This is a genomic window from Aquabacterium commune (assembly GCF_004362855.1).
Taxonomy (GTDB): Bacteria; Pseudomonadota; Gammaproteobacteria; order Burkholderiales; family Burkholderiaceae_C; genus Aquabacterium; species Aquabacterium commune.
The window spans coordinates 1-2,614 of record NZ_SNXW01000032.1 but is presented as its reverse complement, the minus strand read 5'-3'; the positions used below and the strand labels follow the sequence as shown (position 1 = coordinate 2,614).

The following is a 2,614-nucleotide window of genomic DNA, read 5'->3' as shown; positions in this document are numbered from 1 at the left end:
TGTTGGCGCCGACCGAAAACTGAGCCACTTTTGATGGGTGTGCCGATCTAAAACTGAGCCAGGTGTTCAACCTACTCTGCTGCTTTTTGATGCAGCGGGGTTCGAGGAGTGATCACCATGGACATGATCGGCAGAATCCGGCGGCTGCACAGCCGGGGCAAGAAGTCAGAGCGAGAGATCTCGCGAATGACGGGGCTGTCGCGCAACACGATCGCCAAGTGGCTCAAGGCGCCATTGGAGGGCGAGCCCAAGTATCGGCGGGAGGCCCAATCGGGCAAGTTGACGGCCTTCCACGACGCGCTCAAGCAGGCATTGAAGGCCGATGCTCATCGGCCTAAGCACGAGCGCCGCACGGCGCGGGCGCTGTACAACGAGATCAAATCGGCAGGTTATGAAGGCGGCTACAGCCGCGTGACCGACTTCATCCGCCAGTGGCGCCAAGGCGAGGGCCAAGCGGCAGCGACGCGAGCCTTCGTGCCCTTGTCGTTCGAGTTGGGCGAAGCGTTCCAGTTTGATTGGAGCGAAGAAGGTCTGGTGGTGGGTGGCATTTACTACCGTCTGCAGGTCTCGCACATGAAGCTGTGCGCCAGCCGTGCGTTCTGGCTGGTGGCGTATCCCAGCCAGGGCCACGAGATGCTGTTCGATGCGCACACGCGCAGCTTTGCGGCACTGGGCGGGGTGGCCAGGCGCGGCATCTACGACAACATGAAGACGGCCGTGGACCAGGTCAAGAAGGGCAAGGGTCGCGTGGTCAACGCGCGCTTTGCGGTGATGTGCGCGTACTACCTGTTCGATGCCGACTTCTGCAACGTCGCCAGCGGTTGGGAGAAAGGCGTCGTCGAGAAGAACGTCCAAGACAGCAGGCGACGCATCTGGATCGATGCGGCCAAGCAGCGCTTTGGCTCCTTTGCCGAACTCAATGCCTGGCTGGGCGAGCGCTGCCGCAGCCTGTGGGCTGAGGTTCGACACCCTGAGCATTCGCAGTTCAGCGTGGCCGAGATGCTGGAGCATGAACGTGCCCACTTGATGTCGATGCCACAGCCCTTTGATGGCTATGTTGAGCGTCCGGCGCGCGTGACCAGCACTTGCTTGGTCTCAGTGGCGCGCAACCGCTACTCGGTGCCCTGCGAGCTGGCTGGGCAGATGGTCAGCACCCGGCTGTACCCGACACGGGTGGCCGTGGTGGCCAATGACGAAGTGGTAGCGCAGCACGAGCGATTGACTGACCGAGGCCAGACCCGCTATGACTGGCAGCACTACATACCGCTGGTGCAAAGAAAGCCCGGTGCGCTGCGCAATGGTGCGCCGTTTGCCGATCTGCCCCCGGCCTTGCAGCAGTTGCGCAAAGGACTGCTGCGCCAGGCCGGTGGTGACCGTGTCATGGCTCAGGTGCTCGCCATCGTGAGTACGGCAGGCCTGGATGCGGTGCTGGTGGCCGTGGAGTTAGCGCTGGAGAGTGCGCCACCGTCTGGCAAGGTCAGCGTGGAGCATGTGATCAATGTTCTGAGCAGGCTCAACCCTGCGCCCACGCCTGAGGATGCACAGACCTGTCTGCAGACGGCCGTGGCGCCACTGGCCAACACCGCTCGCTACGACAGCCTGCGCGGGCACGGCAGCACGGAGGAGATCAACCATGCGTGACATCGCCGCAGAGCTCAAACAATTGCGTCTGCACGGCATGGCAGGCGCTTGGTTAGACCTGATCGAACAAGGCGCCAGTTCAGGCTCAGATGAGGCCCGATGGCTGATCGAACACCTGCTGCAAGCTGAGGCCACAGACCGAGTCATGCGCTCGGTGAGCCATCAGATGAACGCTGCCAAGTTCCCCGTGCACCGAGACTTGGCCGGGTTCGACTTTGCGGTGTCACCTGTGGACAGCAAGCTGGTGCACACACTGGCCGAGAGCGGCTTCACCCAAGTGGCGCACAACGTGGTGTTGGTAGGAGGGCCCGGCACAGGCAAGACCCATCTGGCCACGGCCATTGGCGTGGCTGGCATCACCAAGCATGGCAGGCGAGTGCGCTTTTACTCTACGGTGGATCTGGTCAACGCGCTGGAACAAGAGAAGGCGCAAGGCAAGGCTGGGCGCATCGCCACAAGCTTGCTGCGCCTGGACCTGGTGATTTTGGATGAGTTGGGCTATCTGCCGTTCAGCCAGGCAGGCGGTGCGCTGCTGTTCCATCTGCTCAGTCGGCTGTACGAGCACACCAGCGTGCTGATCACGACGAACCTGGACTTCGCAGAATGGTCGCGCGTCTTTGGTGATGCCAAGATGACCACGGCGCTGCTGGACCGGCTCACGCACCACTGCCACATTCTAGAGACGGGCAACGAGTCGCACCGGTTCCTGCACAGCTCCAGCACGGCCAAGAAGCGCATCAAGGCACGAGAGCAGTCTCGGATGCAGGCGGCAGCAGAGGGCAAGAGCTGACACGCAAAGCAAAGAGGGGAGCCGCTGCGCGGCTCCCCTCTATCTGTTCAACCAGGCCTGCCTGAGGACTCAAAACCAGGCCAGGCTCTACACTTATCCACAGCTGACCACCCTTTGGTCGGCTACCAGCCCTGGCTCAATACTGGATCGGCACAGTGGCTCAGATTTGGATCGGCGCGGACA

The 2,614-nt window shown here is 62.1% G+C and carries 2 protein-coding genes; both read left to right on the top strand.

Annotated elements, in window-relative coordinates:
• Positions 1-117: 117 nt before the first annotated feature.
• Positions 118-1,641, top strand: a complete 1,524-nt coding sequence (gene istA, locus EV672_RS18585; RefSeq protein ID WP_133611426.1) for an IS21 family transposase — start codon at positions 118-120, stop codon at positions 1,639-1,641.
• Positions 1,634-2,431 carry an IS21-like element helper ATPase IstB gene (istB, locus tag EV672_RS18580; RefSeq protein WP_133611425.1) on the top strand — a complete coding sequence of 266 codons (798 nt, stop codon included), beginning with the start codon at positions 1,634-1,636 and terminating at the stop codon, positions 2,429-2,431. The genes istA and istB overlap by 8 nt, the downstream gene beginning before the upstream one ends.
• Positions 2,432-2,614 lie beyond the last annotated feature (183 nt).